The sequence below is a fragment of the Marinobacterium mangrovicola genome (assembly GCF_004339595.1).
In the GTDB taxonomy this organism is placed as follows: domain Bacteria; phylum Pseudomonadota; class Gammaproteobacteria; order Pseudomonadales; family Balneatricaceae; genus Marinobacterium_D; species Marinobacterium_D mangrovicola.
Window position 1 is genome coordinate 326,767 of sequence record NZ_SMFU01000009.1, and the last position, 14,222, is coordinate 340,988.

The window sequence follows — 14,222 nt, forward strand, 5'->3', positions numbered from 1 at the left end:
TCTTCATAGTTGATGACGTCCAGCACTGGTATAATCCGGCCGCTTTGTGCATGCTGGTCATTCAGTGTGCAGTATCTTCTGGCGTGGTCGCCAGCAGTTCAGGGAAACTGCAATGTTTGGATGGATTCTTGAAAACAATGGTTTCATCATCGAAGCCATCATTTTGGGCGCCATCATTCTCTATGTCGGCCTCAAAATAAAATAAACAGCGCAGTCGCACCAACCGGTCGATGAATATGCAGTCTCCAGGTTTCATCCAAAAACTGCTGATGAGTCTCGCACTCTTTGCTTGCGCCGCCGAGGCCGCTGAAGATCGGCTGCTGAGCGAAGCGGACTTCTTCGTCGATATTCCGGAGGTCACCTCCGCCACCCGCATGCCACAGAAGCTATCGGAAGCCCCCGCATCGATGACGGTGATCGATCGGGAGGTCATCGAGGCATCCGGTTTCCAGACCATCCCCGATCTGATGCGCCTGGTACCGGGTTTCCAGGCCTACACCCTGAACAGCGATACCAGCGCCACCTCCTACCATGGCGCCGCCGGAGAATACCCTAATCGCCTGGAAGTGATGATCGACGGTCGCTCCGTCTATCTGCCGCTGCTCTCTACCGTGCGCTGGGAGACGCTGGGGATATCCGTGCATGATGTCGAGCGGATCGAAGTAGTTCGGGGCTCCAACGTGCCGACGCAGGGTTCCAACGCCTTTCTGGGGTCGATCAACATCATCACCCGCGAGCCAACAGCCACTAGCGGGCTGGACCTGACCACGCTGTTCGGCAGCGACCAGACCCGCAACGGCCATCTCAGCTTTGCCGACAGCAACGGGCTGATCAGCTACCGCATCAGCGCCAATCATGAGCAGAGCGACGGCGATACTCACTACAGCAACTTTTATACCGGTGACTGGTTCTCAGAGGATGGCAGTGATGGCAGATGGCGGGACAGGCAACGCCGCAATTATCTGAACCTGAGTACCACCTGGACCCCGGACCTGGTCAACAGCCTCTGGTTTCAGGCTGGAATCGACCGGGGCACCAGCCGCATCGGCCCGCTGGACAGCGATGAGGCCCACTATTCCGACCGGGATCACGAAAGCGCCTTTGCCAGTGGTCGCTACAACCATCTCTATTCCGATACTGGCATGATACAGCTGAAGGCATCACTCAACCGCCTCTCGCTTGAGACACCCAAGGCCACGGCGGCGGAGGTTTTGACTCAGCTAGGCGAATCAGGCCCTGCCAACTGCACCGCCTCCGGATTATCGGACTCCGTGCGTGCGACCTGCAAAGCGATGCTGCAGGCCACACAATCCCTGATCGATCTGAACGATTACCACCTGATCGAGGAGCACGGCATCACCCATACCGGCGATGTTGAGCTGCAGGTCAGTGACAAACTGGACAACCTGGCGGTTGCCGGCGGCATCGGCTACCGACACATGGCGGCACAGAGCGATGTACTGCTGCAGAATGGCGAAGTACACGAGGATCGCTCACGCCTGTTTGCCAACGCGGACTGGGATTTCAATCCCCGCTGGCAGCTCAGTAGCGGCGTAATGTATGAATACAGCAGTGAAAACAGCGAAGCTTTTTCCTATCGTAATGCACTGATATTCACCCCACGACAGGGTAGCAGCCTGCGCCTGGGCTATTCTCGCAGCGAGCGTCTGCCCTCTCTGCTGGAGCGCTACGGAGAAGCCACTCTCTACCTGGGCGGCGATGAGTACGACCAGATTCGCACCCCGAGTCCGGACCTGGAGCCGGAAGAGATCTCGAGCTGGGAGCTGGGTTACTATCAGACCCTGCCGGGGCAGCGAAGCTACCTGGACCTGCGTATTTTCCGTGAAGAGATAAACAACGTCGTAGACAGCTATATGCTTTCTGCCGCGGACTCGGACGGCAGGGTATTCACCTCACGCAACACGGCAAGCTGGATCAACAACGGTGCCGAGGCCCAACTGCGTTTTGAGCTGACCCCGGAAGTATGGACGCTGCTCTCCTACGCCTACATCAACACCGAGCACAGTAACTGGCGCACCGGCGATGACAGCGTTGCTTCAGGCAAGCGTTTCTTTAACGTATCAGACAACATCTCACCGGAGCACACCGCATCGCTGATGCTGAACTGGTCACCCGATCCAACACTGGACCTGACTCTGTCCCACTATTACATCAGTGGCGTGCGCTGGATCGACTCCACCGAGCTGCCCGGATACAACCGTACCGATCTGCGCGTCGCCAAACGCTGGCAGGTCAGCCGGGATACCGAACTGGAAGCGGCCCTTATCATGCAGAACGCATTCGAGCCGGATTATCAGGATTTTTACGAATATAACGAGTTTGAACGTCGCACTTTCCTGCAATTCAGCATGAGGCACGACTGAGCCGTTTGACGCTTCAAGGATGATTTCCGATAAATGAAGTACCCATTACCTCTAGCCCTGGCGTTAGCGCTGATTTCACCGCTGCTGTTGGCGGATGAATCACACTACCTGGTGGATATTCCCCAGGTCACTGCTGTTTCCGGTAGCAGCCAGCCTATTAACGATGCCGCCGCTTCGGTCACTATTCTGACCCGCGAGATCATCGACGCTTCGGGCGCCCGCACCATACCGGAACTACTGCGCCTGGTACCGGGTTTCCAGAGCTACCGTGTGGACTCGCACAAATGGGGCGTGACCTACCATGGCGTGGCAGACGACCTGCCCAACCGGCTGCTGTTTCAGGTGGATGGACGCTCCGTTTACCTGCCGCTGCTGTCTACAGTGGATTGGACATCTTTGGGGCTAAGCCTGGATGATATCGACAGGATTGAGGTGGTACGTGGCTCCAACGCCGCAACTCAGGGCTCTAACGCTTTTAATGGTTCGGTCAACATACTGACCCGCTCGGCCCTGAAGGATAAAGGCTTCAGGGCACGCACAGAACTGGGCAACCGGGGCTCCCGCCTGCAGACACTCAGCGCCAGCGATCAGCTCGGCTCCGCCCACCTGCGGGTTTCTGCCGGCTATCAGGAAGATGACGGTAGCCAGGACTCCGACGACGGCTTTCGCGATAGCTACCTGAGCATGCAGCTGGTGCAACCCGTTAACCTGCGCGATACATTTACCTTTCGAGCCGGTATTGACCGGGGCTACATCTACAGCAGCACCGACTACGGCCCCCACAGGGGACGTTTTCTCGATAGGCGGGAACACAAATCACATCACATCGCCCTCGACTTCGAACATATCTATTCCGCGACCGGTACGCTGACACTGTCGGCCTGGGAACAGTCGGTCGATCTGGAGACTCCGGCCGCTAGCGACATTCAGCTGGCGCGTTTTTTCGGCAGCGCCCTGGCGGGAGAAGATCTGGATGCATTTCGTCGCAGCAACAGCGGGCTGAGGTCGGTAGCTGAGCATGGCGACAGCCGGATTCGGGACTTATCGCTACAGGTAGCCGACAAATTCGGCCCCGTCGCTCTGAGCTCCAGTCTCGGCTGGCGAGGCCTGACGGAAAAAAGCGACCTGCTGCTGCGCGATGGTAAGGTGAGCGAAGACCAGTGGCGCGCGCAGTCAGCCCTGGAGTGGAGTATTTCACCGCACTGGACGCTGAATAGCGGCGCTCTGTTTGAAGCCGCAGATGAAAACAACGCTCTGTCGCTGCGCCAGTCGGTCAACTTCAAACCGGACACTCAATCGGTGATCCGCCTTGGCTGGTCCCGCAGTGAGCGCTTGCCCTCGATTCTGGAAAGTAACCAAAATTCCAGCTTTTATCTGCCCTCCCAGGATGCGTACCTGGTGGACTACAAGCAATTCGAATCACTGGAACCCGAGCTGAACCACACCTGGGAACTGGGCTACCACCGCCGCTGGGGCAAAGCCGATTTTGTCGATATGCGCCTGTTTCGGGAACGGATCAGCAACGCCATCCACAGCACCCGCTATACACTATCTGACGCTGAGCGCGCCAAGGGCAATGTGATAAACCAGCGGGTCACAACCCGAACCAATGGCGCCAGCTGGACCACCAGCGGAATTGAAGGTCAGATCAAACTGCAGCTGACCCCAGACATCTATTCCCTGACCAGTTACAGTTATGCTCAAACCAGCGAAGAATCGGGCCTGCCTGAGTACGTGGAGACACCGGTGCCTGAACACACATTATCGCTACTGCTAAACTGGAAGATAAACGAAAATCTGGAAGCCAGCCTCAATCACAGGTATCTTAGTGACGCAGAGTGGCTACAGAATAACGAGACATACACCGATAGCCAGCACCTCACCAACCTGAGGCTTGCCTATCGCTGGCCGCAAGTTGACTCTGGCCTCGAAACTGCTCTACTGATACAAGGCCTCGGCGATTCGCAGTGGCACGAATTTTCGCAGGATAACAGCTACCATCGTGGCGTGTTCCTGCAGTTGAACCTTACTTACCCATGAACGGTACACCGGCAAGGATGGCGCGTGTGAGACCAAGGCTGCATACAACATTGTTGTGGCTGCTACTGTTAATGCCAATGATGGCGAAGGCAGAATCCCCGTTTGTTTTACTCAGCGATTCCGATGGCAGCTACAACGGAATGCTAAGAGCACTGACGGAGCAGCACAATGGACAACTGGAGTCTGAAGTCCTGTCAGACCAGACACCTTCAGACCACCCTTTTACTCTGGCGGTAGGTTCCCGGGCCTGCGAAGCAGTGATTCGCCTTATTAGCGCTGAAAACTACGCCATGTGCGTATTTCTACCCGCGCAGACCTTTGCTGACCTGACCGCAAGCCCCAAGGGGCAGCGGCTACTGGGCGAACGTCGCCTGAGTGCTATCTATCTGGACCAGCCGCTGACGCGACAGATGTTATTGGCCAAGATGCTCAAACCGAGAATGCAAACGATCGGCACGGTACTCGGCCCCGGCAGCGACCGGCAGGCCTCCCATTTCACCTCGGCAGCCAACATCCTGGGGCTGACGCCGCTGATCGGCCGTCTTGAAGACAGTGAAAACCCGGTTCGTGAGCTGACCCCCGTCATCGAAGAGAGTGACGTATTTCTGCCACTGCCGGACAGCTCTGTGTTCAACCGCGCATCCGCCAAGTGGATTCTCTACCTGACACTGAGAAACCGGATTCCGCTGATCGGCTTCTCAGCCAGCTACGCTTACGCTGGCGCTGTGGTCGCGGTGCACTCCAACGTGGAGCAGATCGCGCAGCAGGCGATGAACATACTCAACCACCGGGTGCTCGGCGACGCGCTCCCGGCACCAGCCTACCCGGACGATTTCAGTATCACCGTTAACGAAACGGCTGCACGCAACCTGGGTCTGACACTGGCACCCAGCGATGCCCTGGTGATGGAACTGAAACGGCGGGAACGGACCATTCAATGAGGGGGAGGCGATGAGGCGTCGCTCTCTCAGTATTCGCTACCGGGTGATGGCGCTCACCCTGCTTCCCATGACACTGCTCGCCCTGGTACTGGGCGGCTACTTCACCCTGACCCGCGTCGCAGAAACCCGCGCTAACCTGCTGGAACAGGGCCAGGCTATGGCCCGTCTGATCGCCTCCGCCTCCGAATTTGGTGTCCTCAGTGGTAACCGACAACTGCTGCGCAGTCTCAGCAGCGGCCCGGTACGCGCCGAAGAGGTCTCCGATATTCTGTTCTACGATGCCGACTTCCGCCTGCTGTTCAGAAGCGGCGAGTTCGATGTGGAGGTGGCTCGCGACCAGCAGGAACCGCGCCTCTATCAGGGGATCTGGCACTTTGTCGCACCGATTACCGCCCGTACCCTACCGCTGCAGGATAACCCGGAGCTGCTCTCCATCGACAATGACAGCGAAACCCTGGGCTGGGTAGCGGTGTTGATCTCGGCCCAGCCTACACTAAGACAGGAACGGGCGATTCTACTGCGCGGCGCGGGCCTGACTCTGATCTGTCTGGTCATCGCCATGGCACTGGCAAACCGTTTCGGTCGCCGCATCACCTACCCGGTACTCGGCCTGACCCGGCTTATCGAACGTCTGCAACGGGGTGAGCTGAATGCCCGAGCCGACACCAGTTACACTGGCGAACTGAAAACCCTGGCCACCGGCATCAACCGTCTGGCGACCCGGGTACAGGAATCCAACCTGCAGTTTGAATTCCGCGTCGACAGCGCCACACGGCGACTGACTCAGACCCTGCGCCACCTCGAGCGTCGTAACCTGGAACTGCAACAGGAGCGCCAGCGCGCCGATGATGCCAACCGGGCCAAGGACGAGTTCCTGGCGCGTATGAGCCACGAGCTGCGTACACCGCTGACATCGGTCATCGGCTTCACCGAGTTGCTCGAGGGCACCGAACTTAATCGTCAGCAGCAGCAATATCTACAGATCGTCAGCCGCACCTCGGAGCTGCTGCTAACCATCATCGACGATATCCTCGACTTTTCCCGGCTGGAGTCCAACGCCATTGAGATTGAAACCCTCGATTTCGATCTGGCCCAGCGCCTGTTTGACGTGCTGGAGGCACAGTCGGCCGTTGCGGCACGCAAGGGGCTGGAGCTGACCGCCAACCTGCCTTCCGACCTTCCACGTCGAGTGGTGGGCGATCCCACCCGTCTCAGTCAGATTCTCAACAACCTGCTTGGCAACGCGGTCAAGTTCACCGAGCGGGGCGAAGTGGAGCTGCAGGTCAGACTCAGCCGGCTACCCAGCGATAACCCCCGCCTGCTGATCTGCGTGCGTGATACCGGTATCGGTATCGCGGCCTCACGTATCAATCAACTGTTCAGCGCCTTTACACAGGGCGACAGCTCCATCAGCCGGCGTTTCGGCGGTTCAGGCCTGGGGCTGGTGATCGCCCAGCGGCTCACGGAGCTGATGGGTGGCAAAATCCATCTCGAAAGTGTCGAAGGCGAAGGCACCCGGGTTCACCTGGACCTGCCGCTGCGCTACGCCCCCTCGAAAGGCAAGGTCCAGTGCATCGACAACCTGCCCGATACCGCACTGCTGGTCTATGAACCGCATGCCGCAAGCTGCGATGTTCTGATGCGTCAGCTGCAGCTGCTGCCGACGCCGGTGATCCCGATCCGTCATTTTGAGGAGATACGCGACCACTGCCGGGACAACGCGCCCTGCACTCTGATCATCGGCGTCAGCCCGCTGGAGGCCAATACCCGCCACGTACAGATGCTCTGTGACCGGATTCGCGCACACACCAGCGCACCGCTTATCTTCCTGATCCCGGGACGCGGACCGATCCAGCTGCACGCCGAAGCCCTGAAGATACTGTCGAAACCGCCGCGCTGGCGTGAACTTATGGGGGCACTTGGACTTCCGCTGGATGACAGTCAAAGCACGCCGAGCCCGACGCTGGATAGCCACCTGCCCTATCCGCTCGAAATTCTCGTGGCTGAGGACAACGAGTTTAACCGCCTGCTGATCCGCCGCCTGCTGGAAGGACTCGGTGCCCGGGTAGCCGAAGTCGGCTCGGGGCAGGAAGTGCTCGACTACCTGGACAACTCCTCCTTGCCTGACCTGATCCTCATGGATGTGCATATGCCAGGTATGGATGGGATCGAAGCGACCCGCCGTGTCCGGCTGCGCTGCAAGCAGCTGCCGATTTTCGCTCTGACCGCCAACGTGGTCCCCCACGAACATCTGGCGCTGGAGGCTGCCGGTATTAACGATCTGATGCTCAAGCCGATCAATGTGCCGGAGCTGTTACGCGCACTGCTGCGCCTGTGTGAAGAGAAGACCGGTCAGGTCCACGAGGCTCCGGCTGCTACACCGGAGTTAACCCACTCACTGACCAACCTGACCTCACCAGACAGCCTGCAACAGGAGGTCCGCCGCCTGGCCCAGGAGATCATGCGCTCGGTCTGGGAGAAAGACCGCAATCAGGTTCGCGCCTACGCCCACCAGTTGATCGGCGTAGCCGGACTTTACGATATGCCGGTACTGGAGAGCTGCACCTCGGAACTTCAGCAGGCCGCACAGGAAGGCGATATGCGAGCGCTCTGGGAGACCAGCTCAAGGCTGAAGCGGGTAGCGGATCAGGAACAGCTGGAATAATTACAGGTAGAAGTCGCGCACCCAAAGGGCAACTTAACCCCGCGCCGATTGATGCCAGCACGGGAAGAATTAAAAACCGGGAAGATCAGGCCGGTAGATCAAAATTCCCGCGTAACCGGGGACTCGCGGATAATTCGCTCCAACTCATCAAGCACCTGCTTGATCCGCTCACGCCCTGCCCGGTCGTATAGATAACCGTCCATGCCCCCTGAGGCGGCAGGCTCGCCATCAAGCCCTTCGTGAATACTGATGCAGCGGCGGCGCAGCTGCTCGAGCTCAGCATCGTGGATAATCGGCATCCCCAGGAACATATCCCAGGCTTCCACCGAAGTGGTTCGATTCAGCACGCCGGCGAGGATATCTCTGATCTCCTCGCGGCTGGGTCTGTAGGTCGGCGCCCGGCCAAAACTCAGAAAGCACACCAGCACCAGCAGAATAACCAGCGTCAGTACGAAGACCAGGACGAACTCGCCCATTACTGCATCTGCTCAAGCGGGTAACGCTGCAGCTCGGTCATCGCCGTGCGTACCTGCTCGCCATGCTCCTTCTCCAGCTGCGCCATCTCCTTCTGGTATTCCCGCTTTTCTGCGCGACTCAGCGCTTTCCAGTCCTCAAGGAACGGGATGTGCTCGGTGGCCCGGTAGACCCGCTCTATCACGGCGAAGTTTTCGTGCTGGTGCAGATGCGGCGCCAGGTTATCCAGCATCACTTTGACGCGGATACAGCCCTCGGTCATGGTCATCTTCTCGTCGTGCAGCACCGCCGACGCAATAATGCGGATACTGTCGATCAGATAACGACGCTGCTCCTGGGCCTGCTGCTCATATTCACGGGCCTGCTGCTCCTGCTGTTCGCGCAGCTCACGGGCAGTCTTGAGCTGGCGGTAGATAAGGGTACTCAGCAACACAATGGCGACCAGGCCGATGGCGATCAGCGTGTAGGTCAAACTAGCACTCATCAGAACTCTCTTATGGTTGTGGCTTGCGGTTATGGCTTTCGATGTCAGCGTTGGGTTTCGGCTTAAAACTTCGTAAGGATCCGTTTCAGATGTATACGAAAAGCCCGAGCTAAGTGTTCAACTATTAAGCATATTATAGCGGCAGGGGATGCTGAGGATAACCCAGCCGCCCCGGTCGGGACGGCTGAGATAGAGAGGCTGAACGGCTTACTCGAAAGTGCGCGGGCGCAGCACATCCGGTTTCAGGAACGGCTTGTCGCCGGTGTTGTCATGCTGACCCAGAATCTGGCCATTAAACTCGGTGCCATAGCGGGTCCACTTGTGAAAGTTGTTGTACTTCTCACGGGTTTCCTTCGCATCCCCGGTATAGCGCGGGTCCTGTGGACGTTCGTGGCTGTTAACAAACATCGCCACATCCCAGGCCTGCTGATCGCTCAGTGAGCCCGGTTTACCCAGAGGCATATTGTTCTTGATGAACGAAGCCGCGGTGAAAACACGGGTCATACCGGCGCCCCAGTTATAGGAGTTATCCCCCCAGAGCGGCGGGAACACCACCTTGCCATCCACATGCTGGCCCTGGCCGTCAGCGCCGTGACAGACCGCACAGTTATCCGCATAAACCTGGGCACCACGCTCGTAATCGGCGGGCTGCTCCGGCTCACGCCCCAGATGGCTGAAACCACGGCCACCGATATTGGTTTCATAAACCTGGGCGCCCTTGGCCAGCCACTGATGATAAGCCACCAGCGCCAGCATATCGTCGCTGCCGTACTCCGGCGGCTTACCGTTCATAGAGAAGGAGAAACAGCCGGCGATGCGCTCTTCCAGCGAGTTCACATGCTGGTTCTTGCCACGGAAGTCCGGCAGCGTGGTCGCCGCCGGCCACACCGGCCCCGACCAGTTCATACGGCCCTCGCCCATATGGCAGCTCTTGCAGTTCATATCGTTGAAAACGTATTCACCGCGCTTCTGCTGGGTGTTCATGAACAGGTCACGCCCCTTCAGGATCACCTCTTTAAGCTGCGGCTTTATCGAGTCATCGTTCATCAGATCATCGACGCTGGGGGCCTGGTGCACGTATTGCCCTTCTTTGAACGCAGGCAGTTGTACCGGCACGGAGTTTTCCGCCATCAGCGGCAGAGAAACGGCGCCCAGCAGCGCGAATGCGATCAGCTTGTTCATTGGCCTGCCCCCTTGATTGACTGGTGAGACAGATAGGCAGCCACCGCCTCGATCTGCTGTGGATTCAGACGCCCGGCGATCGCCAGCATCAGCTGGTTTTCGTCGTTAGTGCGGGCGCCGCTCTGCCAGGCTTCCAGCTGCTTGCGCAGATAGCCCGCGTGCTGCCCGGCCAGGGCCGGGAAGGTCGACCCCACACCCTGGCTGTCGGGGCCGTGGCAGCTTTCGCAGGGCACAATGTAACTATCCCAATCGCCCTGTTTAACCAGCTTTTCACCCAGCGCCAGCACGCTGTCGTCAGCGGCTGCGGGGGTCGGCTGTGCCGACTGGCCCTGGTAGTAAGCCGCCACATCATCGATCTGCTGATCGCTGAGATTGGCCGCATTGGGCACCATAATCGGATCGCTGCCGCGGCCATCGCGATAGTCACGCAGCTGACGCGCCAGATAGCCAGCATCGAGCCCCGCCAGGCGCGGAAAGCCTGCCGCATCGTTACCGGCGCCATCCACACCGTGGCAGGCCAGGCAGGGTGCCCCACCCTTGCCATCGCCCTGCATCACCAATTGCTGACCGGCTGCGGGATCGCCTTCGGCCCGGGCAAGCCCAAGCGTCAGCATCATCGCGGCCAGGCCCAACCCTACCTGGAATCTTCTCATTGTTTTGCTCCCATTAGCGTCCGTTTCCCCTCTATCCAGCGAAAACCAGCAAGAAGGTGTCGTCGTCCCGATAGATCATAGACCCTATTCGACTTATATTTAAATACATCTAATATAGATCTTTCTAATTTACCTGCTGATTTAACTTCTAATTTTAGAACGCCACAGACTCCCGCCGTGATCCCTCCACCTGTCTGTGCTAATATTGCCGGCTGTTTTTACCCTACCCTGAGCCGCAATCGTTGCTGCCTGCTGTCTGTTTCAGCTGGCTTAAAACGCTTTGCTGCCCGCCGGCAGGACAGCTGTCCTGCGGTAACTATCCAATATGTCATTCATCCGTCTGAACTAAGAATCGGGACTCTCATGATTGCAACGCTAAAGTCGGGCTGGTCTCTACAGAATTTACGCGGCGATGTCCTCGCCGGGCTTGTCGTGGCACTGGCCCTGATTCCGGAAGCGATCGCCTTCTCCATCATCGCCGGGGTCGATCCCAAGGTCGGTCTGTACGCCTCTTTCTGTATCGCTGTGGTCACCGCGTTTTTTGGCGGCCGCCCGGGGATGATCTCCGCCGCCACCGGCGCCATGGCGCTGTTGATGGTGACCCTGGTGAAGGAGCACGGCCTGGAATACTTGATGGCGGCCACGCTGCTGACCGGTGTGTTCCAGATTATCGCCGGCTTCCTGAAGCTCGGTTCCCTGATGCGCTTCGTATCGCGCTCGGTGGTCACCGGCTTCGTCAACGCCCTGGCAATCCTGATCTTTATGGCGCAGCTGCCGGAGCTGACCGATGTGACCTGGCATGTCTACGCCATGACCGCAGCGGGACTCGGCATCATCTACCTCTTCCCCTACGTGCCCAAGCTGGGGAAACTGATCCCCTCGCCACTGGTGTGCATTCTGCTGCTCACCGCCGTATCCATGGCGCTGGGGCTGAATATCAACACCGTTGGCGATATGGGTGAACTGCCCGACGCGCTGCCGGTATTCCTCTGGCCGGACGTGCCGCTGAACCTGGAAACCCTGTGGATCATCCTGCCCTACTCCCTGCCGCTGGCAGTGGTGGGCCTGCTTGAGTCACTGATGACCGCCACCATCGTCGATGACCTGACCGACACCTCCAGCGACAAGAACCGCGAGTGCAAGGGCCAGGGTACTGCCAACATCGTATCGGGCCTGTTTGGCGGCATGGCCGGTTGCGCCATGATCGGCCAGTCCGTGATCAACGTGAAATCCGGCGGCCGCACCCGTATCTCCACGCTGATCGCCGGTGTCGTGCTGCTGATCCTGGTGGTGTTCCTGGATAAATGGGTTTCCCAGATCCCCATGGCCGCTCTGGTGGCGGTGATGATCATGGTGTCCATCGGTACCTTCAGCTGGGAATCGATCATCAACCTGAAGAAGCATCCGCTCTCTACTAATCTGGTGATGCTGGTCACCGTGGCGATCGTTGTAGCGACCCACAACCTGGCTCTTGGTGTATTCGCCGGTGTGCTGCTGGCGGCGCTGTTCTTCGCCAACAAGATCGGTCAGTACCTCTATATCGACAGTGAACTGAGCGAAAACCAGCAGGAGCGCCGCTACCAGGTGGTGGGCCAGGTGTTCTTCAGCTCCTCTGAGAAGTTCACCGCCGCGTTCGACTTCAAGGAAGATATCGACAGGATCGTGATTGATCTGAGTCATGCACATTTCTGGGATATCACGGCAGTATCCGCACTCGACAAGGTGGTGATTAAATTCCGCCGCGAAGGCACAGAGGTCGAAGTAATCGGCCTTAACGAAGCCAGCGCTACCATCGTCGACCGCTTTGCCGTGCACGATAAGCCGGAAGCGGTTGACCAGTTGATGGGCCACTGATATTCCTGAAAGAAAAACCGACAAGGGCCTTAAAAGGCCCTAATGAGGAGTGCCCATGAATCGAGTGATCGCCTGTATCGATGGTGTTGGCGAGCGCGCCAGCGGCATCTGTGACGCCGCGAGCTGGGCCAGCCTGAGACTGGACGTCCCGCTCAAGCTGCTGCATGTGCTGGACCGCAGCCAGTACCCCACGGGGACCGACCTGACCGGCTCCATCGGTCTGGGTTCACGGGAAGCGCTGCTGGAAGAGCTGGCAGACTTGGACGAAAAGCGCGGCAAACTGGCCCGCGAACAGGGCCGCCTGATGCTCGACGCCGCCAGGGAGCACGCCGTTGCCGATGGCATCGCCGAGCCCGAGGTGCTGCAGCGTCACGGTGATCTGGTGGAAACCCTGCAGGAACTGGAACAGGACACCCGCTTGCTGGTGTTCGGCCGCGGCGGCAGTGCCGGTGAGACCCTGGGCCGTAACGTGGAAGCGGTGATCCGCGCCCTGCACCGCCCGATGCTGTTACTGCCGGATGATTTCAAAGCACCGGAGCGTTTCCTGATCGCCTACGACGGCAGCCCCACCTCCCGCAAGGCGGTGGATATGGTGGCGCAGAGTCCGCTGTTCACCGGTATTCCCTGTGATCTGCTGATGATTGCTCCCTCCACCAACGACGTGAAGCTGGAGCTGAAGCAGGCACAAGATAAGCTGACCCAGGCGGGTTTCGATGTCACTGCCGAAATCCTCGCCGGCGATGTGGAGCAGACCCTGCTTAACGAGGTGGTGATGCGTCGCGCCGATATGCTGGTGATGGGCGCTTACGGCCACTCCCGCATTCGCCAGATGCTGGTGGGCAGCACCACCAGCAACCTGATCCGCCAGACCCGCGTTCCTTTGCTGTTACTTCGCTAGACGCTCTAGCCAGCAAAAACCGTAAACAGAAAAGCAGCCAAACGGCTGCTTTTTCTTTGGTGCCTATCAGGCAGAACAAACAGCCTTACTCAGTTGCAGTCTGCTCCTCCTTGTAAACCCTGAGCCCCCGCGCCTGGTAATTCTTCAACGCATTGGGATGATCAAAGGTGCAGGTGTGCACCCATACCCGTTCCGTACCCGCCCAGTCCCAGGCGGACTGAATGGCATGACTGAGCAGCGGCCCGCCAAATCCTTTAGCGATAAATCCCGGCGCCAGGCCGAAATAGCGGATCTCCGCGTTGACGCCATCCGGACGGAACAGCTCGTAATAGCCGGCAATACTGCCGCGGTAATAGGCCACCCAGGTGCGATGCTGCTCGTGTTCCACCTGGGCTTTCCACTGCGCGTCACTCCAGCTGTCCAGGTCGCCCCATTCCCATTCACTGCCAACCAGCGAATATAAGAATCGGTTGAACGGGTACTGCGGCTCTTCGCTCTCGACAACACTCAGGCTACCAGGCAAAGGCTTGGCGTTCAGCTCAGTCTGCGCCGTCATTTCCAGGTAATAGGTGGTGTAAAAACCGCTACTCATTAATCCTCCCTTATCCGCACAGATCGGTCGCTGATCCCTGCTGCTGTTCATTCTG

The 14,222-nt window shown here is 58.6% G+C and carries 12 protein-coding genes; 6 read left to right on the forward strand and 6 right to left on the reverse strand.

The features are described 5' to 3' along the window. Nucleotides 1-61 precede the first annotated feature (61 nt). Complete coding sequence (locus tag CLV83_RS13960; RefSeq protein ID WP_132293484.1) at nt 62-256, reverse strand: hypothetical protein; 195 nt, start codon at nt 254-256, stop codon at nt 62-64. A 13-nt stretch (nt 257-269) separates the two neighbouring features. Here CLV83_RS13960 and CLV83_RS13965 point away from each other — a divergent pair, with 13 nt between their 5' ends. From CLV83_RS13965 to CLV83_RS13980, 4 genes are all read left to right on the forward strand, one after another. Then, nucleotides 270-2,384, forward strand: a complete 2,115-nt coding sequence (locus CLV83_RS13965; protein WP_165900317.1) for a TonB-dependent receptor plug domain-containing protein — start codon at nt 270-272, stop codon at nt 2,382-2,384. Between the two features lie 33 nt (nt 2,385-2,417). Continuing rightward, the gene (locus tag CLV83_RS13970; protein WP_132293490.1) at nt 2,418-4,424 is read left to right on the forward strand and encodes a TonB-dependent receptor plug domain-containing protein; all 2,007 of its coding nucleotides are present in this window, start codon (nt 2,418-2,420) and stop codon (nt 4,422-4,424) included. 71 nt (nt 4,425-4,495) lie between these two features. Further along, the gene (locus tag CLV83_RS13975; RefSeq protein WP_165900318.1) at nt 4,496-5,365 is read left to right on the forward strand and encodes an ABC transporter substrate-binding protein; all 870 of its coding nucleotides are present in this window, start codon (nt 4,496-4,498) and stop codon (nt 5,363-5,365) included. Between the two features lie 10 nt (nt 5,366-5,375). Next, complete coding sequence (locus CLV83_RS13980) at nt 5,376-8,030, forward strand: ATP-binding protein (RefSeq protein WP_132293496.1); 2,655 nt, start codon at nt 5,376-5,378, stop codon at nt 8,028-8,030. A gap of 98 nt (nt 8,031-8,128) precedes the next feature. Here CLV83_RS13980 and CLV83_RS13985 read toward each other — a convergent pair whose 3' ends face one another. The 4 genes from CLV83_RS13985 to CLV83_RS14000 all read right to left on the reverse strand — a co-directional run bounded on the left by CLV83_RS13985 (nt 8,129) and on the right by CLV83_RS14000 (nt 10,823). Further along, nucleotides 8,129-8,506 (reverse strand): hypothetical protein, encoded by a 378-nt coding sequence (locus tag CLV83_RS13985; RefSeq protein ID WP_132293499.1) that lies wholly within the window; start codon nt 8,504-8,506, stop codon nt 8,129-8,131. Beyond that, nucleotides 8,506-8,988, reverse strand: a complete 483-nt coding sequence (locus CLV83_RS13990) for a DUF2489 domain-containing protein (RefSeq protein WP_132293502.1) — start codon at nt 8,986-8,988, stop codon at nt 8,506-8,508. The genes CLV83_RS13985 and CLV83_RS13990 overlap by 1 nt, the downstream gene beginning before the upstream one ends. A gap of 207 nt (nt 8,989-9,195) precedes the next feature. After that, nucleotides 9,196-10,170, reverse strand: a complete 975-nt coding sequence (locus tag CLV83_RS13995) for a c-type cytochrome (protein ID WP_132293505.1) — start codon at nt 10,168-10,170, stop codon at nt 9,196-9,198. Next, nucleotides 10,167-10,823, reverse strand: a complete 657-nt coding sequence (locus tag CLV83_RS14000) for a c-type cytochrome (protein ID WP_132293508.1) — start codon at nt 10,821-10,823, stop codon at nt 10,167-10,169. Before CLV83_RS14000 ends, CLV83_RS13995 begins: the two co-directional genes overlap by 4 nt. A 363-nt stretch (nt 10,824-11,186) precedes the next feature. Between CLV83_RS14000 and CLV83_RS14005 the strand changes: the two genes are divergently transcribed. Then, on the forward strand, nt 11,187-12,677 hold the full coding sequence (locus tag CLV83_RS14005; protein WP_132293511.1) for a SulP family inorganic anion transporter: 1,491 nt from the start codon (nt 11,187-11,189) through the stop codon (nt 12,675-12,677). Between the two features lie 55 nt (nt 12,678-12,732). Next, entirely contained in the window at nt 12,733-13,575 is an 843-nt protein-coding gene (locus CLV83_RS14010; protein WP_132293514.1) for a universal stress protein, read from the forward strand. 85 nt (nt 13,576-13,660) lie between these two features. Here CLV83_RS14010 and CLV83_RS14015 read toward each other — a convergent pair whose 3' ends face one another. Next, a complete protein-coding gene (locus tag CLV83_RS14015) occupies nt 13,661-14,167 on the reverse strand; it encodes a GNAT family N-acetyltransferase (RefSeq protein ID WP_243642390.1) in 507 nt (168 codons plus the stop codon). Nucleotides 14,168-14,222 lie beyond the last annotated feature (55 nt).